The 532-nt window shown below is 59.2% G+C and carries 1 protein-coding gene; it reads left to right on the top strand.

Annotation, left to right across the window (positions count from 1 at the left end; translation table 11 throughout):
• Nucleotides 1-57: 57 nt before the first annotated feature.
• A partial coding sequence (locus tag Rhe02_RS49535; RefSeq protein WP_203915563.1) for a hypothetical protein occupies nt 58-532 on the top strand: 475 nt, incomplete at its 3' end.

The following is a 532-nucleotide window of genomic DNA, read 5'->3' as shown; positions in this document are numbered from 1 at the left end:
CATGTCTTGTCGGGGACCGTGCGCAACAGTGCCGGGCAGCCGATTCCCTCAGTGACCATGGTATTTAGGCTGTTCCCCACCAACAGCCAACTGACCACAACCACCGACACAAACGGACACTACACAGCCGTAGCCACCGCCGGAATCTACTACCTTGAATATGTCACCGGCACCCCGCCAGCACCGCTGGGCTCAATCGCCATATACAACTCCACCAACCAGCCCCGCTACGACCTGACCAACAACGACCTGACCCAGGACTTCCAACTACCCACCACCACGCTGACCGTCACGGTCAAAGACGGCTTCGGCAACCCCGTATCCAACGCACCAGTGATCATCAACAACAACGGAAACGCCCGCTTCCCCCTAAACCCAGGAGACGCCGCCAACTACTACTACGGCGGGCCCCTGCGAAACGGCACCACCAACACCTCAGGCACCGCAACGATCACCACCTTCAACGCCACCTACCCAGCCGGACAAATCTGCGCCACCGTCACCGGAAACCAAATCTGCAACACCACACCAA

This window comes from Rhizocola hellebori (genome assembly GCF_016862955.1).
Classification (GTDB): domain Bacteria; phylum Actinomycetota; class Actinomycetes; order Mycobacteriales; family Micromonosporaceae; genus Rhizocola; species Rhizocola hellebori.
Note: the sequence above shows the minus strand (reverse complement) of the source record. Positions and strands in the feature narration are given on the sequence as shown.